The 23,372-nt window shown below is 70.4% G+C and carries 19 protein-coding genes; 15 read left to right on the top strand and 4 right to left on the bottom strand.

Annotation, left to right across the window (positions count from 1 at the left end; translation table 11 throughout):
• Positions 1–155: 155 nt before the first annotated feature.
• The 4 genes from IG99_RS25955 (at position 156) to serA (ending at position 5,621) form a co-directional block, all read left to right on the top strand.
• Positions 156–2,006, top strand: coding sequence for an acetolactate synthase large subunit (locus tag IG99_RS25955; protein WP_107056024.1), 1,851 nt, complete (start codon positions 156–158; stop codon positions 2,004–2,006).
• A gap of 22 nt (positions 2,007–2,028) precedes the next feature.
• Positions 2,029–2,553, top strand: a complete 525-nt coding sequence (gene ilvN / locus IG99_RS25950; RefSeq protein ID WP_037677668.1) for an acetolactate synthase small subunit — start codon at positions 2,029–2,031, stop codon at positions 2,551–2,553.
• Between the two features lie 128 nt (positions 2,554–2,681).
• Positions 2,682–3,680 carry a ketol-acid reductoisomerase gene (ilvC, locus tag IG99_RS25945; protein ID WP_037677667.1) on the top strand — a complete coding sequence of 333 codons (999 nt, stop codon included), beginning with the start codon at positions 2,682–2,684 and terminating at the stop codon, positions 3,678–3,680.
• Positions 3,681–4,031: 351 nt separating this feature from the next.
• Positions 4,032–5,621 (top strand): phosphoglycerate dehydrogenase, encoded by a 1,590-nt coding sequence (gene serA / locus IG99_RS25940; RefSeq protein ID WP_037677665.1) that lies wholly within the window; start codon positions 4,032–4,034, stop codon positions 5,619–5,621.
• A 64-nt stretch (positions 5,622–5,685) separates the two neighbouring features.
• Here the strand turns inward: serA and IG99_RS25935 are convergent, their stop codons facing one another.
• Positions 5,686–7,209 (bottom strand): MFS transporter, encoded by a 1,524-nt coding sequence (locus IG99_RS25935; protein WP_037677664.1) that lies wholly within the window; start codon positions 7,207–7,209, stop codon positions 5,686–5,688.
• Between the two features lie 123 nt (positions 7,210–7,332).
• Here IG99_RS25935 and IG99_RS25930 point away from each other — a divergent pair, with 123 nt between their 5' ends.
• Complete coding sequence (locus IG99_RS25930) at positions 7,333–7,920, top strand: TetR/AcrR family transcriptional regulator (RefSeq protein ID WP_037677662.1); 588 nt, start codon at positions 7,333–7,335, stop codon at positions 7,918–7,920.
• Positions 7,921–8,132: 212 nt separating this feature from the next.
• On the opposite strand, the gene IG99_RS25925 is transcribed toward IG99_RS25930, so the two are convergent.
• On the bottom strand, positions 8,133–9,383 hold the full coding sequence (locus IG99_RS25925; protein ID WP_037677660.1) for a PucR family transcriptional regulator: 1,251 nt from the start codon (positions 9,381–9,383) through the stop codon (positions 8,133–8,135).
• Between the two features lie 162 nt (positions 9,384–9,545).
• On the opposite strand from IG99_RS25925, the gene IG99_RS25920 reads away from it, so the two are divergent.
• From IG99_RS25920 to IG99_RS51420, 5 genes are all read left to right on the top strand, one after another.
• Positions 9,546–10,472: a proline dehydrogenase family protein gene (locus tag IG99_RS25920; protein WP_037677658.1), complete on the top strand. Its 927-nt coding sequence runs from the start codon at positions 9,546–9,548 to the stop codon at positions 10,470–10,472.
• Positions 10,473–10,521: 49 nt separating this feature from the next.
• Positions 10,522–12,162, top strand: coding sequence for an L-glutamate gamma-semialdehyde dehydrogenase (gene pruA / locus IG99_RS25915; protein ID WP_037677655.1), 1,641 nt, complete (start codon positions 10,522–10,524; stop codon positions 12,160–12,162).
• Between the two features lie 78 nt (positions 12,163–12,240).
• On the top strand, positions 12,241–13,083 hold the full coding sequence (locus tag IG99_RS25910) for an alpha/beta fold hydrolase (protein ID WP_078947904.1): 843 nt from the start codon (positions 12,241–12,243) through the stop codon (positions 13,081–13,083).
• A gap of 59 nt (positions 13,084–13,142) precedes the next feature.
• Entirely contained in the window at positions 13,143–13,682 is a 540-nt protein-coding gene (locus tag IG99_RS25905) for a GNAT family N-acetyltransferase (RefSeq protein ID WP_037677652.1), read from the top strand.
• A gap of 339 nt (positions 13,683–14,021) precedes the next feature.
• Entirely contained in the window at positions 14,022–14,153 is a 132-nt protein-coding gene (locus tag IG99_RS51420) for a hypothetical protein (protein ID WP_015493350.1), read from the top strand.
• A gap of 5 nt (positions 14,154–14,158) precedes the next feature.
• Here the strand turns inward: IG99_RS51420 and IG99_RS25900 are convergent, their stop codons facing one another.
• The gene (locus tag IG99_RS25900) at positions 14,159–15,727 is read right to left on the bottom strand and encodes a purple acid phosphatase family protein (protein WP_037677650.1); all 1,569 of its coding nucleotides are present in this window, start codon (positions 15,725–15,727) and stop codon (positions 14,159–14,161) included.
• Between the two features lie 142 nt (positions 15,728–15,869).
• Between IG99_RS25900 and IG99_RS25895 the strand changes: the two genes are divergently transcribed.
• The 5 genes from IG99_RS25895 (at position 15,870) to IG99_RS25875 (ending at position 22,196) form a co-directional block, all read left to right on the top strand.
• Positions 15,870–16,913 (top strand): 3-isopropylmalate dehydrogenase, encoded by a 1,044-nt coding sequence (locus IG99_RS25895; RefSeq protein ID WP_037677649.1) that lies wholly within the window; start codon positions 15,870–15,872, stop codon positions 16,911–16,913.
• Between the two features lie 248 nt (positions 16,914–17,161).
• On the top strand, positions 17,162–18,250 hold the full coding sequence (locus IG99_RS25890; RefSeq protein WP_037677647.1) for a branched-chain amino acid aminotransferase: 1,089 nt from the start codon (positions 17,162–17,164) through the stop codon (positions 18,248–18,250).
• 81 nt (positions 18,251–18,331) lie between these two features.
• Positions 18,332–18,829, top strand: coding sequence for a hypothetical protein (locus tag IG99_RS25885; RefSeq protein ID WP_037677645.1), 498 nt, complete (start codon positions 18,332–18,334; stop codon positions 18,827–18,829).
• A gap of 297 nt (positions 18,830–19,126) precedes the next feature.
• Positions 19,127–20,731, top strand: a complete 1,605-nt coding sequence (cimA, locus tag IG99_RS25880; protein WP_037677643.1) for a citramalate synthase — start codon at positions 19,127–19,129, stop codon at positions 20,729–20,731.
• Positions 20,732–20,831: 100 nt separating this feature from the next.
• Positions 20,832–22,196: a hypothetical protein gene (locus IG99_RS25875; RefSeq protein WP_037677642.1), complete on the top strand. Its 1,365-nt coding sequence runs from the start codon at positions 20,832–20,834 to the stop codon at positions 22,194–22,196.
• Between the two features lie 70 nt (positions 22,197–22,266).
• On the opposite strand, the gene IG99_RS25870 is transcribed toward IG99_RS25875, so the two are convergent.
• Positions 22,267–23,052 (bottom strand): S1 family peptidase, encoded by a 786-nt coding sequence (locus IG99_RS25870; RefSeq protein WP_037677640.1) that lies wholly within the window; start codon positions 23,050–23,052, stop codon positions 22,267–22,269.
• Positions 23,053–23,372 lie beyond the last annotated feature (320 nt).

Genomic DNA, 23,372 nt, shown 5'->3' with positions numbered 1-23,372 from the left:
GACGCTGAGCTTCGACCGCTCAGCGCCCCTTCCCGACGCGCTCCCCTCGCTTGCCTTATGGCACGAGGGGTTTTTTGTTGCACACGCACCAGTCGTACAAGAGTCGTACACCGCACGAACGTCGCAAAAACCTCAGCATCGAGAAGAGAATGACGATGACCGAGCAGGCCACCGGGGCCCATCCGCAGCCGCGGCCCCGATCCGGAGGACAGCACTCCGCTCCCATCGAGCACGTCACGGGTGCGCAGTCCCTCATCCGCTCTCTCGAGGAGGTCGGCGCCGACACGGTATTCGGCATTCCCGGCGGCACGATCCTTCCGGCGTACGACCCGCTGATGGACTCCACCAAGGTGCGCCACATCCTCGTCCGCCACGAGCAGGGCGCCGGCCACGCGGCCACCGGCTACGCGCAGGCCACCGGCAAGGTCGGCGTCTGCATGGCGACCTCGGGACCGGGTGCGACCAACCTGGTCACCCCGATCGCCGACGCGCAGATGGACTCCGTGCCGCTGGTCGCGATCACCGGCCAGGTGGTGTCCTCGTCGATCGGCACGGACGCCTTCCAAGAGGCGGACATCGTCGGCATCACCATGCCGATCACCAAGCACAGCTTCCTGGTCACCAAGGCCGAGGACATCCCCCGAGTGATCGCGCAGGCGTTCCACATCGCCTCCACCGGCCGCCCCGGACCGGTCCTCGTCGACATCCCCAAGGACATCCTCCAGACGAAGACCACCTTCTCCTGGCCGCCGGTCCTGGACCTGCCCGGGTACCGCCCGGTCACCAAGCCGCACGCCAAGCAGATCCGCGAGGCCGCCAAGCTGATCACCGCCGCCAAGCGGCCGATCCTCTACGTCGGCGGCGGCGTCCTGAAGGCCGGCGCCACCGCCGAGCTGAAGGTCCTCGCCGAGCTGACCGGCGCCCCCGTCACCACCACCCTGATGGCGCTGGGAGCGTTCCCCGACAGCCACCCCCAGCACCTCGGCATGCCGGGCATGCACGGATCGGTCGCCGCCGTCACCGGCCTGCAGAAGGCCGACCTGATCGTGGCCCTCGGCGCCCGCTTCGACGACCGCGTCACCGGCAAGCTGGACAGCTTCGCCCCCTTCGCCAAGATCGTCCACGCCGACATCGACCCGGCGGAGATCGGCAAGAACCGCGCCGCGGACGTGCCGATCGTCGGCGACGCCCGCGAGGTCGTCGCCGACCTGATCCAGGCGGTGCAGAAGGAGCACAGCGAGGGCGGCCCCGGCGACTACACCGCCTGGTGGAAGGACCTCAACCGCTGGCGCGAGACCTACCCGCTCGGCTACGACCAGCCCGCCGACGGATCGCTCTCCCCGCAGCAGGTCATCGAGCGCATCGGACAGCTCGCCCCCGAGGGCACGATCTTCGCCGCGGGTGTCGGCCAGCACCAGATGTGGGCCGCCCACTTCATCCAGTACGAGAAGCCCGCCACCTGGCTGAACTCCGGCGGCGCCGGAACCATGGGCTACGCCGTCCCGGCCGCCATGGGCGCCAAGGCCGGCGCGCCCGGCCAGACCGTCTGGGCCGTCGACGGCGACGGCTGCTTCCAGATGACGAATCAGGAGCTCACCACCTGCGCCCTGAACAACATCCCGATCAAGGTCGCCATCATCAACAACGGCGCCCTCGGGATGGTCCGTCAGTGGCAGACCCTGTTCTACAACCAGCGCTACTCCAACACCGTGCTGCACTCCGGCCCGGAGGCGGACGGAAAGCAGCCCAGCGCCGGCACCCGCGTCCCCGACTTCGTGAAGCTGTCGGAGGCCATGGGCTGCTATTCGATCCGCTGCGAGGACCCGGCAGACCTCGACAAGGTCATCGAGGAGGCGAACTCGATCAACGACCGCCCGGTCGTCGTCGACTTCATCGTCCACGAGGACGCGATGGTGTGGCCGATGGTCGCCGCCGGCACCTCCAACGACGAGATCATGGCCGCCCGGGACGTCCGCCCCGACTTCGGCGACAACGAAGACGACTGAGCGAGAGAGACGTAAAAAGACCATGTCCAAGCACACGCTCTCCGTCCTGGTGGAGAACAAGCCGGGCATCCTGGCCCGGATCGCCGCCCTGTTCTCCCGCCGCGGCTTCAACATCGACTCGCTCGCCGTGGGCGTCACCGAGCACCCCGACATCTCCCGCATCACTATCGTGGTGAGCGTCGACGCCCTGCCGCTGGAGCAGGTCACCAAGCAGCTCAACAAGCTCGTCGAAGTGCTGAAGATCGTCGAACTGGAGCCGTCCGCCGCCGTTCACCGTGAACTCGTTCTGGTGAAGGTGCGCGCCGACAACGAGACGCGCTCCCAGATCGTCGAGATCGTCCAGCTGTTCCGCGCCAAGACGGTCGACGTCTCCCCGGAGGCCGTCACCATCGAGGCCACCGGCAGCAGCGACAAGCTGTCGGCCATGCTCAAGATGCTGGAGCCCTTCGGCATCAAGGAGCTCGTCCAGTCCGGCACCATCGCGATCGGACGCGGTGCGCGTTCGATCACGGACCGGTCCCTGCGCGCTCTGGACCGATCGGCGTAAGCCACGGTCACGACCGGAAACGGGCGGCCGTGAACCACAGGCCGCCCGTATACCGAGACCCCGAGACTTCACCACCGCTCCACGTCATACGGTGGACGCACCACCTGCATTCAAGGAGAGAACCCAAAGTGGCCGAGCTGTTCTACGACGCCGACGCCGACCTGTCCATCATCCAGGGCCGCAAGGTCGCGGTCATCGGGTACGGCAGCCAGGGCCACGCCCACGCGCTGTCGCTCCGTGACTCGGGTGTCGACGTCCGCGTCGGTCTGCACGAGGGCTCCAAGTCCAAGGCCAAGGCCGAGGAGCAGGGCCTGCGCGTGGTGACCCCGTCGGAGGCCGCCGCCGAGGCCGACGTCATCATGATCCTCGTCCCGGACCCGATCCAGGCCCAGGTCTACGAGGAGCACATCGCCCCGAACCTGAACGACGGCGACGCGCTGTTCTTCGGCCACGGCCTGAACATCCGCTACGGCTTCATCAAGCCCCCGGCCGGCGTGGACGTCTGCATGGTCGCCCCCAAGGGCCCGGGCCACCTGGTCCGCCGCCAGTACGAGGAGGGCCGCGGCGTTCCCTGCATCGCCGCCGTCGAGCAGGACGCCACGGGCAACGGCTTCGAGCTGGCCCTGTCCTACGCCAAGGGCATCGGCGGCACCCGCGCCGGCGTCATCAAGACGACCTTCACCGAGGAGACCGAGACCGACCTGTTCGGTGAGCAGGCCGTCCTCTGCGGTGGTACGGCCGCCCTGGTGAAGGCCGGTTTCGAGACGCTGACCGAGGCTGGCTACCAGCCGGAGATCGCGTACTTCGAGTGCCTGCACGAGCTGAAGCTGATCGTCGACCTCATGTACGAGGGCGGCCTGGAGAAGATGCGCTGGTCGATCTCCGAGACCGCCGAGTGGGGCGACTACGTCACCGGCCCGCGCATCATCACGGACGCCACCAAGGCCGAGATGAAGCAGATCCTCGCGGAGATCCAGGACGGCACCTTCGCCCAGAACTGGATGGACGAGTACCACGGCGGTCTGAAGAAGTACAACGAGTACAAGAACCAGGACTCCGAGCACCTCCTGGAGACCACCGGCAAGCAGCTGCGCAAGCTGATGAGCTGGGTGGACGAGGAGGCGTAAGCCTCATGTCAGGGGGGCCGGGGCGCTGCTCCGGCCCTCTTGGCCATCCCCGTCCCGCCACGGACGGGTGATCCTTTCGCGGAGGCATGAGGCGACCTCCGTCGCAGCACTACACTGCTGTTTATATACGCGTTCAGGCCCACAGCGTCGTGCGTCTTCCACGCGGCCCAGCGACACCGAGGAATTGCGAGCACGCCCCCACGCCGCCCGGCACGCACTCTCCGGCTGAGACATCAGCCGCTGCCGCGGCGGGCGCGGGAGCGCACCCGAAATTCCCCGGCGTCGCGCCCCCTCCTCCGCCTGCGGCCGTCGGGACGGCCGTCCGCACGCTCTGGACTTGTGAGGACTCACGTGAGCTCGAAACCTGTCGTACTCATCGCTGAAGAGCTGTCGCCCGCGACCGTGGACGCACTTGGCCCGGACTTCGAGATCCGGCACTGCAACGGCGCGGACCGAGCCGAACTGCTCCCCGCCATCGCCGACGTCGACGCGATCCTGATCCGCTCGGCCACGAAGGTCGACGCCGAGGCGGTCGCCGCCGCGAAGAAGCTGAAGGTCGTCGCGCGAGCCGGCGTCGGCCTGGACAACGTGGACGTCTCCGCCGCCACCAAGGCCGGCGTGATGGTCGTCAACGCCCCCACCTCCAACATCGTGACCGCCGCCGAGCTGGCCTGCGGCCTCCTCGTCGCGACCGCCCGCCACATCCCGCAGGCCAACGCCGCGCTGAAGAACGGCGAGTGGAAGCGCAGCAAGTACACGGGTGTGGAGCTCGCCGAGAAGACCCTCGGCGTCGTCGGCCTCGGCCGCATCGGCGCGCTCGTCGCGCAGCGCATGTCCGCCTTCGGCATGAAGGTCGTCGCCTACGACCCCTACATCCAGCCCGCCCGCGCCGCGCAGATGGGCGTCAAGGTGCTGTCGCTGGACGAGCTGCTCGAGGTCTCCGACTTCATCACCGTCCACCTGCCCAAGACCCCCGAGACGGTCGGCCTGATCGGCGACGAGGCGCTGCGCAAGGTCAAGCCGAGCGTGCGCATCGTCAACGCCGCGCGCGGCGGGATCGTCGACGAGGAGGCGCTGTACTCGGCGCTCAAGGAGGGCCGCGTCGCCGGCGCCGGCCTGGACGTGTACGCGAAGGAGCCGTGCACGGACTCCCCGCTGTTCGAGTTCGACCAGGTCGTGGCGACCCCGCACCTCGGCGCGTCCACCGACGAGGCGCAGGAGAAGGCCGGTATCGCCGTCGCCAGGTCCGTCCGCCTCGCGCTCGCGGGTGAGCTCGTGCCCGACGCGGTGAACGTCCAGGGCGGTGTGATCGCCGAGGACGTCAAGCCGGGCCTGCCGCTCGCCGAGCGCCTCGGCCGCATCTTCACCGCCCTCGCGGGCGAGGTCGCGGTCCGCCTCGACGTCGAGGTGTACGGCGAGATCACCCAGCATGACGTGAAGGTGCTGGAGCTGTCCGCCCTCAAGGGTGTCTTCGAGGACGTCGTCGACGAGACCGTGTCGTACGTCAACGCGCCGCTGTTCGCCCAGGAGCGCGGTGTCGAGGTGCGCCTGACCACCAGCTCGGAGTCGTCCGACCACCGCAACGTCGTCACCGTGCGCGGCACGCTGTCGGGCGGCGAGGAGGTCTCGGTCTCCGGCACGCTGGCCGGCCCGAAGCACCTGCAGAAGATCGTCGCGGTCGGCGAGTACGACGTCGACCTCGCGCTCGCCGACCACATGGTCGTCCTGAGCTACGAGGACCGTCCCGGCGTCGTCGGCACGGTCGGCCGTATCTTCGGCGAGGCGGGCATCAACATCGCCGGTATGCAGGTCGCCCGCGCGGCGGTGGGCGGCGAGGCGCTGGCCGTTCTCACCGTGGACGACACGGTGACCGCGGCCGTGCTGGCCGAGGTGGCGGAGGAGATCGGCGCGACGTCCGCGCGTTCCGTGAACCTCGTCTGACACAGCACACACGAACGCCGGGCGGGCTGACCGAGGTCAGCCCGCCCGGCGTTCGCCTGTTCCGTCACTTCACGCGGATCCTCCGCAGCGTCACCGAAGCCGCTACCGCCGACCCCGCCAGCAGCACCGCCCCCGCGACCGCCGCCCCCTGCATCCCGCTGGTGAACGCCTCCCGCGCGGCCGTCGCCAGGGCGTCTCCCGCGCGCCCCGGGAGCTGGTTCGCGACCGAGAGCGCACCGCCCAGGGTCTCCCGGGCCGCAGCCGGAGCCGAGGCGGGGATGTCGTCGCGGTAGACCGCCGTACCGATGGAGCCGAGGACGGCCATACCGAGCGCGCCGCCGAACTCGCCGCCGGTCTCGAGCAGCGAGGAGGCGGAGCCGGCGCGCTCGACCGGGGCCGCGCCCATCGCCAGGTCCGTCATCTGGGAGACGACCATGACCATCCCGGAGGCGAGGACCCCGCAGGCGGCCAGCACGAGCCACATCGAGTCGGCGCCGGCGAAGAGCAGCAGGGCGTAGCCGGCCGCGGCGATCGCGAAGCCCGCCGTCACGACGTAGGCCCGGTTGACACCCTTCTGGACCAGCGAGGTGGCCAGCGGGGCGGTCATACCGATCGGTACCGAGGGCAGCAGCGCCCACAGGGCCGCCTCCAGCGCGCTCTTGTCGAGGACCGACTGCAGGTACTGCATGGTGAAGTACGCCGAACCCATCATCCCGAACGAGGCGACGAGGTTGAGGACGACGGCGGGCGCGAAACCGTGGCCGCGGAACAGTGCCGGGGAGATCATCGGTGAGTCCGCGGTGCGCTGGCGGTGGACGAAGAGGGCCGCGAAGAGCAGGCCGACGGTGATCGAGAGGACGTACTCGGCGTGCCATCCCTCGGCGGCGATCTCCTTCAGGCCGTAGATCACGGGGAGCACGGCGGCCATCGACAGCGGGACGCTCGGCCAGTCGAAGCGGCCGGGAGCGGGGTCACGCGACTCCGGCAGCAGCACCGGGCCGAGGACCAGGAGCAGCGCCATCGCCGGCAGGTTGACCAGGAAGACCGAGCCCCACCAGAAGTACTCGACCAGCACCCCGCTCAGCACCGAGCCGAGCGCGACGCCCGCCGTCATCACTCCGGACCACAGGCCGATCGCCTTCGCGCGCTGGGCGGGGTCGGTGAACATCGTGCGGGTCAGGGCCATCGTCGAGGGCATCAGCGTCGCGCCGCCGATGCCGAGGACCGCGCGGGCCGCGATCAGGGTCTCCGCGCTGTCGGCGTAGGCCGCGATCAGGGAGGCGGTGCCGAAGGCGGCGGCGCCGATCAGCAGGAGGCGGCGGCGGCCGATGCGGTCACCGAGCGATCCCATCGTCATCAGCAGCCCGGCCAGCACGAACGCGTAGATGTCGAAGATCCACAGCTGCTGGGTGCCGCTCGGCTCCAGGTCCGCGCTGATCGCCGGGATCGCGAAGTACAGGACCGAGACGTCCATCGAGACCAGCAGCAGCGGAAGCATCAGGACGCCGAGGGCGGTCCATTCGCGGCGGCCGGCCCGGGCGGGCGGGGGCTGGGTGGCGCTCGTCTCGTGCGTGGTCGAGTTCGTCATGCCGAGAAATGTACGGTCGTCTTAAACGATTGTCTAGAACGAATGTATAGGTCAACCGTGTGAGTCGGTTGTATAGGTCATCCGTATAGGACGGTTGTATAGATCCGTTGTAGGGTGGCCGGCATGGGACATCGTGAGGATCTGCTCGAAGGCGCCAAGCGCTGCCTGCTCGGCCAGGGGTTCGTGCGTACGACGGCGCGGGACATCGTCAAGGAGTCGGGGACCAACCTGGCGTCGATCGGCTACCACTACGGATCGAAGGACGCACTGCTCGTACAGGCGTACGTCTCGTTGATCGAGGGGCTCGGTGACACCTTCGATCCCGGCTGGGGTGGCGACGAGCCCGCGTCGGCCCCCGGCTCGCTGGAGCGCTTCCAGGCCGTGTGGACGACCGTCATCCGCTCACTGCCCGAGGCCCGCGCGATCTGGATGCTGAGCCTGGAGGTCGTCGTCCACGCGGATCGGCTCCAGGAAGTACGCAAACTGCTCGCCGAGGCACAGGAGCAGGGCCGCTCGGGCATCGTGCCCCTGTTCAACGGCGTCCCGGAGGCCGAACTCGACCAGGAGACCGTCGACACGGAGGGCCGCTTCTACCAGACCCTGCTCAACGGGCTCATGGTGCAGTGGCTCTTCGACCCGGACACCGCGACGGACGCCGAGCAGCTCACCGAGGGGCTGCGCCGGGTCGTCAAGGGGGCTACGACGGGCTGATCGACGACGTCTCAACCATGGCTCTCGCGGTTACCGTGACGACGGCGACGGGGCTGCCGGTCGGGGGCAGTGATCAGTACCGACTCGGCGGACGGCAGGAGGCCCGGCAGCACGAGTGCGGCGGCCCCGTACCGGTCGCCGTACCACCCGGCCGCCCAGCCGGCCACGGTCGACGTCGTCGGCTCGAACGGAATCGATCCGGCTCCGCGGACCTACAGTCGCGCCCCCTTCAGCGCCATGTGCAGCAACAGCCGGTCCTCGCCGTCGTCCAGGTCGAGGCCGGTCAGCTGCTCGACGCGGGAGAGGCGGTAGTAGAGGGTCTGGCGGTGGATGCCGAGCTCCGCCGCCGTGCGGCCGGCCTGGCCGCCGCAGTCGAGGTAGATCTCGGCGGTACGGGCGAGTTCGTGGTGGGTGGGGGAGAGGAGGGGGTCGATGGCGGGGTCGTGGGCCGCCTCCGGGGGCAGGGCGGTGAGCAGGCGGTACGGGCCGATCGACGCCCATTCGGCGACCGGGCCGAAGCGGGGCTCCGCCAGCGCCGCCCGGGCCGCACCGGACGCCTCCCGCCACACGGCGCCCAGCTCCCCGAGCCCGGGCCGCGCTCCGGCGACACCGGCGACCGGCCCCTTCGCGGACACCGCACCCCCGGACGAACCGTTCCCGGCCCCCGCGCCGGCCCCCGCGCGCTCCAGCAGTCTCCCCGCCGCCGTCGTCGCCGGAGTCAGCAAGTCCGCCGACCGCAGCCGTACCAGCAGGGCGAGGCAGTGGCCCCGGGTCCCCCACGGGACCGTGCAGAGGGCCGTGGCACCCGGGATCGTACGGACCGAGGGGGCGTCCTCGGGGTCGGCGGACGGCCAAGGGGCCACGCACACCATGGTGTGGGGGGCGTCCGCGCGGGACCCGAGGGCCGTGCGGAGCTCGGCGATCGCGGCGTCGCGCTGCCAGCCGGGCTCGGCGGTGAGGACCGCCCGCAGCTCCCGGGTGAGATCCGCCCCGTGCTGCGCCTCGTCCGCGAGCAGCGCGCCGATGCGGACCGTCACCTCCATCGCCGCCGCCAGCTGCCGCTCGGCGGGCCCCGGATCGTCGGCCAGCAGCCAGACGTAGCCGAGGACGACGCCACGATGGCGTACCGGCAGACAGATGCGACCGCGGTTCACCCCCGCCTCGGGGGTCGGCGGGATGCGGACCGGACCGGTCGCCCGGGTGATGCCGAAGCCCTCGAACCAGGCGCGCACCGCCGCCGTCGAACGCCGGGTCAGGATCGAGCGGGTCCGCACCGGATCCAGCGCGGACGCGTCCAGCTCGCCCTCACTGTCGTACGCCCCGAAGGCGATCAGCTCGAAGTCCCGGTTCTCCAGGGTCGCCGGGGCGCCCAGCAGCTCCGAGATCTCGTCGACCAGATCCTGGTAGTCACCTGCGCGGTTGGAGGATGCGGAATCGGCGGTCACCCGGGCATTCTCCCCCATCCCCGCGGGCCCTTCATACATCTGTCTGAGATCTGGGGCACGGATGCGTGACAGCTGTCGATGGCCCACGATCGGAGGGATCCTTAGGTTTCACGGTGGTTCTCCGTGCCGTTCCCGGATCGTCGGGCATCGGCCTCGTACGCGTAGGTATGGAGGTGCCCCGTGCTGGGTCCCGTGATTCTCGCCGCGTCGCGCAGCGACCGGATGCGACGCCTGATCTCGGCGGCACCGGTGACCAAACAGGTCGTCGACCGCTTCATCCCGGGCGAGACGGTGGACGAGATCGTCCCGATCGTGCGGAACCTCACCGACCGCGGCCTTGAGCTGACGATGGACGTCGTCGGCGAGGACATCACCCGCCCCGAGCAGGCCGAGGCCGCCCGGGACGCCTACCTCCGGCTCGTCGAGCGGCTGGAGGGACTCGACCTCGGCACCCGCGCCGAGATGTCCGTGAAGCTGTCGATGTTCGGCCAGGCGCTGGAGGACGGTCACGAGCTGGCGCTGAAGAACGTCCGCCCGGTCGTCGAGGCCGCGGCCGCCATCGGTACGACGGTCACGCTGGACGCCGAGGATCACACCACCCTCGACTCGATGTTCGCCATCCACGAGGAACTGCGGAAGGACTTCCCGCAGACCGGCTGTGTGATCCAGGCCTACCTCTTCCGCACCGAGGCCGACGCCCGCCGGCTCGCCGCGAACGGCAGCCGCGTACGGCTGGTCAAGGGTGCGTACAAGGAGCCCGCCGAGGTCGCCCACCAGGACAGGCACGAGATCGACAAGGCGTACGTGAGGATCCTGCGGACCCTCATGGACGGTGAGGGCTACCCGATGATCGGCTCCCACGACCCCCGCCTGATCTCCATCGCCCAGGAGCTCGCCCACCGCGCCGGACGCAAACTCGACGAGTACGAGTTCCAGATGCTGTACGGCATCCGCGGCGACGAACACCTCCGCCTCGCCGCCGAGGGCCACCGCATGCGCGTCTACACCGCCTACGGCACCGACTGGTACGGCTACTTCATGCGCCGTCTCGCTGAGAAGCCCGCCAACCTGCGGTTCTTCGCACGAAGCATGATCACCAAGGGCTGAGCCCACCCCGCTCGCAGCAACACCCGCTCAGTAAGGAGTTACGGAACCCATGGACGCTGTGACCCAGGTCCCCACCCCCGTCAACGAGCCGGTGCACGGCTACGCCCCCGGCTCGCCCGAGCGCGCCCGGCTGGAGGCCAAGCTCAAGGAGCTGGCCGAGAACCCGGTCGACCTGCCCTGCACCATCGGCGGCGTGCGGCGGATGGGCGGCGGCGAGCGCTTCGACGTCGTACAGCCGCACAACCACAAGTCCGTCCTCGGCAGCTATGGCAACGCCACCCAGCAGGACGCGCAGGACGCCATCGACGCGGCCCTCGCCGCCGCGCCCGCCTGGCGCGCCATGTCCTTCGACGACCGCGCCGCGATCATTCTGCGCGCCGCCGAGCTGCTGTCCGGCCCCTGGCGCGAGACACTCGCCGCCTCCACCATGCTCGGCCAGTCGAAGACCGCCCAGCAGGCCGAGATCGACACCCCCTGCGAGCTGATCGACTTCTGGCGCTTCAACGTCAAGTACGCCCGTGACCTGCTCGCCGAGCAGCCCCCGGCGAACTCCCCGGGCGTCTGGAACCGCCTCGACCACCGCCCCCTGGAGGGCTTCGTCTACGCGATCACGCCGTTCAACTTCACGGCCATCGCGGGCAACCTGCCCACCGCCCCCGCGCTGATGGGCAACGTCGTGGTCTGGAAGCCGTCCCCGACGCAGACCCACGCCGCCGTGCTGCTCATGCGGCTCCTCGAGGAGGCCGGCCTGCCCAAGGGCGTCATCAACCTCGTCACCGGCGACGGCATCGAGGTCAGCGAGGTCGCCCTGGAGCACCGCGATCTCGCCGGCATTCACTTCACCGGCTCGACCAAGACCTTCCAGTACCTGTGGAAGACGGTCGGCAACAACATCGAGAAGTACCGCTCCTACCCGCGCCTGGTCGGCGAGACCGGCGGCAAGGACTTCGTCGTCGCCCACCCGAGCGCCGACCGGGCGATCCTCAAGACCGCCCTGACCCGCGGCGCCTTCGAGTACCAGGGCCAGAAGTGTTCGGCGACCTCCCGGGCGTACGTCCCGGCCTCCATCTGGAACTCCGGCTTCAGGGAGGAGTTCGCCGCCGAGGTCGACGGCATCACCATGGGTGACGTCACCGACCTGTCCCACTTCATCGGGGCCGTCATCGACGAGCGCGCCTTCGCCAAGAACAAGGCCGCCATCGACCGCGCGAAGGCGGACCCGGCCTGCACGATCGTCGCGGGCGGCAGCTACGACGACTCGGTCGGCTACTTCGTCCGCCCGACCGTCATCGAGTGCGGCGACCCGGAGAACGAGGTCTTCACCACCGAGTACTTCGGCCCGATCCTCGCCGTGCACGTCTACGACGACAGCTCGCCCGAGAAGTACGACGAGATGCTGACCCAGATGGAGTCGGTGTCGGCCTACGCCCTCACCGGCTCGGTCATCTCCGGCGACCGCGCGGCCGCCGCGTACACGATGGAGAAGCTGCGCTACGCGGCGGGCAACTTCTACATCAACGACAAGTCGACCGGCGCCGTCGTCGGCCAGCAGCCCTTCGGCGGCGGCCGCGCCTCCGGCACCAACGACAAGGCCGGCGCCCCGCAGAACCTGATGCGCTGGACGCTGACCCGGGCCATCAAGGAGACGCTGGTCCCGCCGACCGACTACACCTACCCGCACATGGGCTGACGTCCGTGGCGTGACAGGGGCCGGGCACCTGCCCGGCCCCTCGCGCTTTTCCGCACGGGCAGACTTGTCGGCATGACGATGACTGTGACCGCCGACGACGGCGTACGCCTGTGGGCGTCCCGGTCGGGCGAGGGCGTGCCGCTGGTGCTGTGCCACGGCGGCCCCGGACTGTGGGACACGTTCACCGACGTCGCCGCCCTGCTCGCCGACCGGGCCATGACGATCCGCTGGGACCAGCGCGGGTGCGGCCGCTCCGAGCCGTGCGCCGGGCCCTGGACGAGCGAGCGGTTCGTCGCCGATCTCGACGCCGTGCGCCACCACTTCGGCCTGGAGCGCATGGCGCTGTTCGGCCATTCCTGGGGCGCCCAGCTGGCGTTGAGCTACACCCTGGCCCACCCCGAGCGGGTCGGCACGCTGATCTACGCCTCCGGGACCGGCATCGGCCCGGACGCCGACTGGCACGGTGGGTACCACGCGAACCTCCGCGCCCGGCTCGGCGAACACCCCGAACGCCTGTCCCGCTGGCGGGAACTGACCGACCGTCATGGACTCACCGAGGCCGAGGAGCGGGAAAGGGCGGTGCTCCAGTGGTCCGTCGAGTTCGAGGACCGCGAACGGGCCCTGGAGCACGCCGCCCGCCTGGCCGACCCCTGGCTCGGCGTCAACGTCGAGTGCAGCAGAACCCTCAATGACGAGCGGCGACGCGCATGGGGCACCCCCGGGCTGTACGCCGCCTGCCAGGCCCTTGACGTGCCGGTGCTGATCGTCGACGGTGCCCACGACATCCGCCCCCGCCCGGCGGTGGACTCGCTGGAGCGGGCGTTGCCCCGGGTGCGCCGGGTGATCCTGCCGGACGCCGGCCACCTGCCCTGGGTCGAGGACCCGGAGGGCTTCCGCGAGGCGGTGACGGACGCGCTGTGACCGGCGCGCTGTGACCGAATGACGGCCGTGCCGCCGACGGGGCCGGTGATACTCGCCGCATGGCCCTCGACCTGCGCACCGCCCACACCGCCGACCTCACCCCCGCCGAACTCCGGTCCGTCCGTGGCCTGTTGTACGACGCCTTCGACGCGGACTTCAGCGACGACGACTGGGACCACACCCTCGGCGGCATGCACGCCCTCGCCCACGACGAGCGCGGGCTCGCCGGGCACGGCGCCGTCGTCATGCGGCGCGTGCGGTACCGGACGCGCTGGCTGCGTGTCGGCTACGTCGAGGGGGTCGCCGTACGCCGGGACGTGCGGCGCACCGGGGTCGGCACCCAGATCATGGGCGCCCTCGAAGGTGTCATCACCCGCGCCTACGCCCTGGGCGCGCTGTCCGGGAGCGCGGAGGGCGCCCAGCTGTACACGGCCCGTGGCTGGCGGAGCTGGGCCGGGCGGATCTGCGCGCTCGGCCCGGACGGCGTGGTCCGGCTGCCCGAGGAGGAGGGCTCCATTTTCGTATGGCCCGGCCCGGCGGACGTGGACAACCCCGAGGCCGAACTGGTCTTCGACTGGCGGGACGGGGAAGTGCTCTGACGGGCGTGGTCGAGGGGCGGGCCGACCTCGGCATCGCCCCTCCCCGGAACTCGCCGCCACGCGGCCGCGCGGGCGCAGATCGGGGAACTGACGGCAACGGCGAAAGGGCAGGTCAGCGCCGTGTGACTCGTTTCACCGTCTCAGATAGTAGGAAGCCCAAGTAATTGTGGAGACAGGCGCGCTGTCCTCACTTACTTTTGTAGAAGCCGAACGTCTCGCTCGACCAAGCGAATGGCGGTCGTGAGCCGGGCCCCACGCAGGCAATCCCTGCGGCCCACGCTCCCCGCCCCTTCCGGCGTCTCTTGTCCGCCTCCCGGGTTTTCGAAGGAGTCGATCCCCATGGCCGAGACGACCGTCCGCCGCCGAGTCCGTCACGTCTCCCGCACGAGCGAGTCCGACCGCAAGAACGCCGCCGCAGCCCTCCAGCGCGCCCTCGACCGCCGCGACAACGGCGGCGAGACCGGCCACTGAACCTCTCACCGGCCGCGCCGCACCTCGAAGTGGTCGACACGCCGACCGGTGTCGGTGAACGCCGACACCGTCAGGCGCGGGTCGGACCCGGCCCGCGCCTGAACCGACAGCAGGGAGAAGCCCCGGTAGCGCACCCGCGACCACTGAACGGTCTCCGGGCTGTTCTGCCGTGACTTCGTCCAGTGGAAGGTGTCGACGGCCTCACGCTCGCCGACGTGCCCCTCGTAGCTCTCCTTCACGCCCGCCGGGAAGCCGTACAGGTCCTTGCCGCCCCCGCCGGCCGTGACGTACACGATCCCGTCCCGCGTGGGATCCGTGGACCCGCCGATCGGCACCGGCTTGCCCACCTCGCCGTTCTTCACGGCGTCGGTCCGCTCGTAGACGTGGTTGTGCCCGTTGATCACCAGGTCCACCTGGTGCCGGGCGAACAGCGGCAGCCACTCCGCGCGGACACCGCCGTCGGAGGCGTGGGCGGACGTCGAGTAGGCGCAGTGGTGGAAGAAGACCACGACGAAGTCGATCCCCTTGGCCGCCCGCAGCTCACCCAGCTCGGTGTCCAGCCACGCCGTCTGCTTCCCCTCCGAGTAGCCGAAGTTGGCCGGGATCTCGTACGACACGTCGTTGGCGTCCAGCGCCACGATGCCGACGTTGCCGTACCTGAACGCGTAGACGCCCGGCGCGGTGCGCGGGTCGAAGCCGCTGTCCGGGAGGGAGAAGCGGGCCAGTTGGCCGCCGTAGCCGTCGGGGGAGTACCAGGCCTCCATGTCGTGGTTGCCGGTCGTCACCATCCACGGCACCGACCTCGCCACCGGCTCGGTCTGCTTCAGGAACAGGTCCCAGAAGCGGGCGTCGTAGCCGTCCGACTCCTTGCCGCTGCCGCTGGAGTTCGCGTAGCAGATGTCACCCGCGTGCAGATGGAAGGCGGGCTTCTCCCGCAGCAGCACCTGGTCGTTGGCGGCCGCGGCCCGCCCGACGCCCTGGTCGCCGAACGCGGTGAACACGAACGTCTCCGGGTTCGAGGGCGCCGTACGGAACGAGGTGATGGTGGAGCGGTGGTCCGGGGCGGCCGGGTCGAAGCCGTCGTGGCCGACGCCGTAGTAATACGTCGTCCCGGGCAGCAGGTCGTCCAGGGCCGCGTGCAGGTAGTACTGCTCGACGGCGGGCCGCACGCCCTCGACCCCGGGGGTGTGCAGGTCGCGCACCTCCGCCTCGATCCTGCGGCCCAGGTCGTCCGGCCGCGCCCCGACGCGCACGTAGGGCTTCCTGACCGTGGACGGCACCTGCCAGGAGATCCGCATCTGCGTCCTGGGGTCGGCGCCGAAGGCGAGATGGCGGCCGAAGGGGACGACGGCGGAGCCGGGTGCCTTGTCGAGGGACGAGGCGGAGGGGGCGGGAGTCGCCGCGCCGGACGGTTGCGACCCTCCCGAGCAGCCGGTCAGCAGCCCGCCCGCCACCGCGCCCGCGGTCACCAGCGTGCGGCGCCGGGACAGCCTCGTGCGCAGGTACTCGTACTGTTCCGCCATGCTCATCCGGCTCGCGAGCCTGGGCGGGATGCCGAAGTCCGGGGTCTCCATGACGGTGAACTTCCCAGCAAACCCCAACGCCCGTCCAACGTAGGGGTGAACGCAACCCGACAGGATGAAGCCGCCACCCCGGGACGTGTCCGGATGGCGGACAGTCCATGTCATTCCATGGGACGAGGAGTAGGGTGCCCGCATGTCTCGCAGCCTCAATCTCGCAGTGATCCCCGGTGACGGCATCGGCCAGGAGGTCGTGGCCGAAGGCCTGAAGGTCCTCTCCGCCGTCCTTCCGCAGGATGTGAAGCTGGAGACCAAGGAGTACGACTTCGGCGCCCGGCGCTACCACGCCACCGGTGAGACCCTCACCGACGCCGACCTCGACGCCCTCAAGCAGCACGACGCCATCCTGCTCGGCGCCATCGGCGACCCCTCGGTGCCGTCCGGTGTCCTGGAGCGCGGCTTCCTGCTCAAGCTCCGCTTCGCCTTCGACCACCACGTCAACCTGCGTCCGTCGAAGCTCCTGCCCGGTGTCGCCACCCCGCTCGCCGGTGAGCCGCAGATCGACTTCGTCGTGGTCCGTGAGGGCACCGAGGGCCCGTACACCGGCAACGGCGGCACCATCCGCAAGGGCACCGAGCACGAGGTCGCCACTGAGGTCTCCGTCAACACGGCCTTCGGTGTCGAGCGCGTGGTCCGTGACGCCTTCGCCCGCGCTCAGGCCCGCCCGCGCAAGAAGCTCGCACTGATCCACAAGAACAACGTGCTGACCTTCGCCGGTCACCTGTGGACCAACACCTTCAACAAGGTGGCCGCGGAGTTCCCCGAGGTCACCACCGAGTACATGCACGTCGACGCGGCCACCATCTACCTGGTGACCCAGCCCGAGCGCTTCGACGTCATCGTCACCGACAACCTCTTCGGCGACATCATCACCGACCTCGCCGCGGCCGTCTCCGGCGGCATCGGCGTCGCGGCCTCGGGCAACATCAACCCGTCGGGCGAGTTCCCGTCCATGTTCGAGCCCGTCCACGGCTCGGCCCCGGACATCGCCGGCCAGGGCAAGGCCGACCCCACCGCCACGGTTCTGTCCGTCGCCCTCCTGCTGCGCCACCTCGGCTACGACGCCGAGGCCGCCCGCATCGACGAGGCCGTCTCCACCGACCTCGCGGAGCGCACCGGCAAGCCCGCCCGCTCCACGTCGGAGATCGGCGACGCGCTCGCCGTACGAGTAGCCGGCTGACCCGGGCTGCTCCGCTTCCTCGAAGCCGCCGGGTCGCATCCGCACCCGGCGGCTTTTCGTATGCCTCGCCGGGTGCCACCATCGATCCCCTGGGCCGAGTTCACCCCGTTTTCTTCCGCCGCCAGGCTCGCGAGATAATCGAACGCGGAGCCGCGGTGTGAGGGAATGCTCGGACGTCCTAGCACTGACGACTGGCAGTACAGGCGTGAGCGCGGCCCGTCACTACAACCGGTGAAGGACAACCACTCATGACGACGCCCACGATCGAGCTCAAGCCGTCCGCCCACCCGCTCTCCGCCGCGGAGCGCGAGGCGATCCTGGCCAACCCCGGATTCGGCCGCCACTTCACCGACCACATGGTGATGATCAAGTGGACCGAGGGCCGCGGCTGGCACGACGGCCAGCTCGTTCCGTACGCGCCGATTCCGCTCGACCCGGCGACCAACGTCCTGCACTACGCCCAGGAGATCTTCGAGGGCCTCAAGGCCTACCGCCGCCCCGACGGGTCCGTCGCCACCTTCCGCCCGGACAAGAACGCCAAGCGCTTCCAGGCCTCCGCCCGCCGCCTCGCCATGCCCGAGCTGCCCGTCGAGACGTTCATCGAGGCGTGCGACGTCCTGGTGAGCCAGGACAAGGACTGGGTGCCCGCCCACGGCGGCGAGGAGTCCCTCTACCTGCGCCCCTTCATGATCGCCACCGAGGTCGGTCTGGGCGTGAAGCCCGCCAACGAGTACCTCTTCCTCGTGATCGCCTCCCCGGCCGGCGCCTACTTCCCCGGCGGCGTCCAGCCCGTCTCCATCTGGGTCTCCGAGGACCACGTCCGCGCCGTCCCCGGCGGCATGGGCGACGCCAAGACCGGCGGCAACTACGCCGCCTCCCTCCTCGCCCAGGCCGAGGCAGCCGCCCAGGGCTGCGCCCAGGTCTGCTACCTCGACGCGGTCGAGCGCAAGTGGGTCGAGGAGCTCGGCGGCATGAACCTGTACTTCGTGTACGGAAACAAGATCATCACCCCGTCCCTCACCGGCTCCATCCTGGAGGGCGTCACCCGCGACTCCCTCCTCGCCGTCGCCCGCGACCTCGGTTACGAGGCCGAGGAGGGTCGCGTCTCCGTCGACCAGTGGCAGCGGGACTCCGCCGACGGCACCCTGACCGAGGTCTTCGCCTGCGGCACCGCCGCTGTCATCACTCCCGTCGGCACGGTCAAGCGCACCGGCGCCGAGTGGCAGCAGTCCGGCGGCGAGCCCGGCGAGGTCACCCTGAAGCTGCGCCGCGCCCTCCTCGACATCCAGCGCGGAACGGCCGAGGACAAGCACGGCTGGATGCACGAGCTGGGCTGAGCAACGCCACACGGGCCGCTGCTGGTGCGCCACCGCGAAATTCAGCAGCGGCCCGGGCCGACGACCGACTAGAACGTACGAGTGAACGTACTCCTCTGTGTCTCCTGTGGACGCCGGCTGACCGAACCCGTCCGCCGGCTCGACGAGATGCCCCCGTACCCCGGCTGGGACGGCCTCCCCGGCCCGGACGGCCGGCGGCACGGCCCCCCGAGCGTCCCGCGCGGGACGTACGTCGTCGATCCGCTTCCCTTCGGGGCGCCGTTCGAGCCGGTCGGGGCCGACGCGGAGGACGAGTACGACGGAATCGTGCCCGGCGGCAAGTGGATGTCCGACGAACGCGGCCTTCTCGTCTCGGCCGGACCGCGCGGCACGTACGTCCTGCACCCGGACGACGTCGTGGAGCTCGACAACCACCCCGACACCTCCCGCTGGGGCGGCTGCTGCGGATCCGACCCCTACCGCGGCATCAACCGGATCTGCTCCTGCGGCGCGGAGATCGCCGTCGAGGCCAGCGACTGCTGCAGCGGGTACGAGACGCGGCTCGTCCCGGACGCCGTCCGCGTGGCGGCGGCCCCATGACGCTGCTCGCATCCTGAGACGGGCGTGAGACGGGCGCAGCGCTGTGCCAGACTGCCTCCGTGCTCTCGTTCGCCACGATTATTGGCAGCAGGCGCGCCGGTCCGCAGTGACCGCCACGTACGACCAGGTACGGGCGGCCATCGTGTCCTCGACCCGCGCGCAGACCTCTCGCACCCGCGAGAGGTTTTTCGTTTTCCTGGCCCACCTACAGCCGGGAAGGGAGCGCGAGGGACCATGGGGGGACGGTGGAGCCGGTCATTCCGGTAGACCGAGATTTTCAACAGGAGCCTTGACACCATGACGGAAACCAGCGAGCTCGACGACTCGTTCCACGTCTTCGACACCACCCTCCGCGACGGCGCCCAGCGTGAGGGCATCAACCTCACCGTCGCCGACAAGCTGGCCATCGCACGGCACCTGGACGACTTCGGCGTGGGCTTCATCGAGGGCGGCTGGCCCGGCGCCAACCCTCGCGACACCGAGTTCTTCGCCCGCGCCCAGCAGGAGATCGAGTTCCGGCACGCGCAGCTGGTGGCGTTCGGCTCCACCCGCCGCGCCGGTGCCAAGGCATCCGAGGACCCGCAGGTCAAGGCGCTGCTGGACTCCGGCGCCCCGGTGATCACCCTCGTCGCCAAGTCGCACGACCGGCACGTGGAACTGGCCCTGCGCACCACGCTCGACGAGAACCTGGAGATGGTCCGCGACACCGTCTCCCACCTGCGCGCGCAGGGCCGCCGGGTCTTCGTCGACTGCGAGCACTTCTTCGACGGCTACCGCGCCAACCCCGAGTACGCGAAGGCGGTCGTCCGCACCGCCTCCCAGGCCGGCGCGGACGTCGTCATCCTCTGCGACACCAACGGCGGCATGCTCCCCGCCCAGGTCCAGGCCGTCGTCTCCACCGTCCTGGCCGACACCGGCGCCCGCCTCGGCATCCACGCCCAGGACGACACCGGCTGCGCGGTCGCCAACACCCTGGCCGCCGTCGACGCCGGCGCGACCCACGTCCAGTGCACCGCCAACGGCTACGGCGAGCGCGTCGGCAACGCCAACCTCTTCCCGGTCGTCGCCGCCCTGGAACTGAAGTACGGCAAGAAGGTCCTCCCCGACGGCCGCCTGCGTGAGATGACCCGCATCTCGCACGCCATCGCCGAGGTCGTCAACCTCACTCCCTCCACCCACCAGCCCTACGTGGGAGTCTCCGCCTTCGCCCACAAGGCGGGCCTGCACGCCTCCGCCATCAAGGTCGACCCCGACCTGTACCAGCACATCGACCCGGAGCTGGTCGGCAACACCATGCGGATGCTGGTCTCCGACATGGCCGGCCGCGCCTCGATCGAGCTCAAGGGCAAGGAACTCGGCATCGACCTCGGCGGCGACCGCGAACTGGTCGGCCGGGTCGTCGAGCGGGTCAAGGAACGCGAACTCAAGGGCTACACCTACGAGGCCGCGGACGCCTCCTTCGAGCTCCTGCTGCGCGCGGAGGTCGAGGGCAGGCCCCTCACGTACTTCGACGTGGAGTCCTGGCGCGCCATCGTCGAGGACCGCCCCGACGGCACCCACGCCAACGAGGCCACCGTCAAGCTCTGGGCCAAGGGCGAGCGCATCGTCGCCACCGCCGAGGGCAACGGCCCGGTCAACGCCCTCGACCGCGCCCTGCGCGTCGGCCTCGAGAAGATCTACCCCCAGCTCGCCAAGCTCGACCTGGTCGACTACAAGGTCCGCATCCTGGAGGGCGTGCACGGCACCCAGTCCACGACCCGCGTCCTGATCTCCACGACCGACGGCTCCGGCGAGTGGTCCACGGTGGGCGTCGCCGAGAACGTCATCGCCGCGTCCTGGCAGGCGCTGGAGGACGCGTACACCTACGGCCTCCTGCGAGCGGGTGTGGCGCCGGCGAAGTGAGCCGGGGCGGGTGGGCACCGCTGAAGCGGGGCGCCCACCCGCACCGCCTGAGAATTGCTCTTTATGTCTGGCATTGATGCGCTTTGGGTAGCTTCGAAGTATGAAGGTCGTGACACCGACCCGAGGCCTCGCCGGACTGCTGATCGCGCTGGCGCTCGCCGCCCTGACCCTGCTCTCGGCGGGCGCCCCACGAGCGGGTGCTGCCACCAGCGTCTCTACGATCGCCGCCGCCCTCCGCGAGAGCCCGGTCTACGTCGACCCCGCCGCCTCCGGCCAGCTGTCGGAGGCGGACGCCAACGCCCTCGAGAAGCAGATCAAGGACGCGGACAAACCGCTCTTCATCGCGGTGCTGCCGAAGGACTACCCGAAGCAGGACCTCTTCACCGACCTGCGCACGGCCACCGGCGTCACCGGCCTGTACGCCATCCGCCTCGGCGACGAGTTCAGCGCCCGCGCCGACTCCACCGTCCTGTCCAACGCGGCCGTGCGGAACCTCGTCACCAGCGTCAGTGACGAGTCGAACGCCAAGACCCAGCTGGACGACTTCACCGACCGCGCCCTGACCAACATGGGCGGCTCGGCACCGGCGAGCTGGGGCTCCGACGGCAGCCGGGGCGGGGTCTCCGCCACCGGCCTGATCACCGTCGGTGCGATCCTGCTCGCGGGCGGCGCGGGCGCGTACACCCTGGTCCGCCGCAACCGCCGCCGCCACGAGAACGAACAGCGAGCCGCCCTGGAGCGTCTGCGCGTGGTCGTGGACGAGGACATCACGGCCTTCGGCGAGGAACTGGACCGCCTGGACTTCCACCCGGCCGAACGGGGCGCCGACGACGCGATGCGCGCGGACTACGAACGCGCGCTGGACGCCTACGACACGGCGAAGACGTCCATGGCGCAGGCCCGTAGACCGGAGGACGTCCGCCCGGTCACCCAGGCCCTGGACGACGGCCGTTTCTCGCTCGCGCAACTGGCCGCCCGCCGCGAGCGCCGCCCCCTGCCGGAACGCCGCCCACCCTGCTTCTTCGACCCCCGCCACGGCCCGTCGGTGGCCGACGCCGCCTGGTCGCCGCCGTCCGGTGCCGCCCGCGAGGTCCCGGTCTGCGCGGCCGACCGCACCCGTCTCGCCGACGGCCGCGACCCCGTGATCCGCGAGGTGGACAGCGACTACGGCCGCCGCCCCTACTGGGAGGCGGGCCCCGCCTACGGCCCCTGGGCCGGCGGCTACTTCGGCGGCGGCCTCCTGCCCGGCCTGCTCGTCGGCACCCTGCTCGGCAGCATGATGGCCACCCCCGGCTACGCCACCGACTACGGCTCCGGCTACGGCGACTTCGCAGGCGGCGGGTACGAGGGCGGCGACGTCTCCGGCGCCGACTTCGACTCGGGCGACTTCGGCGACTTCGGCGGCGGGTTCGGCGGGGGAGGGGACTTCGGCGGGGGCGGCGGGGACTTCGGGGGAGGGTTCTGAGGGCGGAACGGCGTACGGGCCCGGCGCTTGGTGGCGCCGGGCCCGCGGAAGAGGTGTGCGAGGCCGAGGATCAGAGGGTGGACGCCGCCGAGGCGATGGCAGAGGCGAACGTGGAGACCTCGGTGTAGACGCCGGGGGCGTTGGGCCGGGCGCAGCCGTCGCCCCAGCTGACTATGCCGACCTGGATCCAGGCACCGGCGTTGTCCTTGCGGAACATCGGGCCGCCGGAGTCGCCCTGACAGGTGTCGACACCGCCCGCGGCGAAGCCGGCGCAGATCTCCTCGCTCGCGACCAGACCCCGGTAGAGACCGCCGTACGCCTTGCAGGTGGCGTCGCTGACGAACGGAACCGTGGCCTTGAGCTGGTAGCGCTGCTGCGCGCCACCCTCGCGGGCCGCTCCCCATCCGGCGACCGTGAAGTCACCGGTGTTGTACTGCGCGGTGGTCGCGATCTTCAGGGTCGGCAGGTTGATGGGCTGGGCGAGCTTGATGAGCGCCCAGTCCTTGCCGGTGCCGTTGTAGCCGGGGGCCTGCAGGACCCTGGTGGAGCGGACCTGGACGCGCCCGCTGCTGGACTGGAGGTCCACGACTCCGGCGGTGGCCGTGATGCTGGTGTTGGCTCCGGAGCCGTTCACGCAGTGGGCGGCCGTCAGCACGATCTGCTGGGTGTAGAGCGCGCCGCCGCACCCCATCGAGAGACGGACCATGAACGGGAACTCGCCCTGCGCGGCGCGGGTTCCGCCGACGACGGGAGACGGGGCCGCCTGCGCGGCGGAAACGGGTTGAAGGCTGACGATCGCGAGGGCGGCGGCAGCGGCGGCCGCGCATCTCTTGAGGGCCGTGAGGAGCTTCTTCAAGGTGATGCCTTCCGTGGGGGGTCGACCTTCGGGGATGGCATGCGCATGCCAAGCAGAAAACGGTAAAAAATGGCCGTTCTGCTGGCATGTTCTTGTCAAATCTTGCTGCTGGATTATGTAAACGCCGGAAGCGCCCGCACAAGGGGCGCGTTCCGGCCACACCGGCAGCCCGGAAGGACTGCCCCGCGTCGGCCGGCGAGTCTGTGGTCGATGGTCAACGTGCGGCGGGCGGGGGAGTCGGCCGCCGACGGTCGTATGCGGCCGGATGGGATTGCCGAGGCCGAGGAGGCGAAGGCGGACGGGCGGTGGGCCGGTGCCTA

It is taken from the genome of Streptomyces griseus subsp. griseus, assembly GCF_000720255.1.
Lineage (GTDB): Bacteria > Actinomycetota > Actinomycetes > Streptomycetales > Streptomycetaceae > Streptomyces > Streptomyces griseus_I.
This window is presented reverse-complemented; position numbering and strand designations above follow the sequence as displayed.